The sequence below is a fragment of the Pantoea sp. Fr-CA_6 genome, assembly GCF_024520895.1.
Classification (GTDB): domain Bacteria; phylum Pseudomonadota; class Gammaproteobacteria; order Enterobacterales; family Enterobacteriaceae; genus Pantoea; species Pantoea agglomerans.
The window spans coordinates 1-249 of record NZ_JALNPO010000056.1 but is presented as its reverse complement, the minus strand read 5'-3'; the positions used below and the strand labels follow the sequence as shown (position 1 = coordinate 249).

Annotated in this window: 1 protein-coding gene; it reads left to right on the top strand. The window is 67.9% G+C overall.

Features of this window, described 5'->3' with window-relative positions; genetic code table 11:
- Positions 1 to 225: hypothetical protein (locus tag NR201_RS22585; RefSeq protein ID WP_256850197.1), on the top strand; the 225-nt coding region annotated here is incomplete at its 5' end.
- Positions 226 to 249 lie beyond the last annotated feature (24 nt).

Here is a 249-nt window from a genome sequence, read left to right as displayed (position 1 = left end):
AGCATGCAGGTTCGCAAAATCGGGTTGCTGGTGGAGCAGCCGCAGGACGGCACCTTCTACTGGGTGATCCACGAAGACGTGCGCCGCGACGGGCGCTTTGAGCCGGTGCAAAAGGGCGATCGGCCCTTCGCAACCTACGCGGCCGCGCTGGCCCAGGGGTACGGCGTGCTGCAGCGCCTGTGCGGCCTGACCGGTCTGCCGGCACGCACACCCACCGCCTTCTAGGCGCGTTTTGCGCTGGCTCTCACG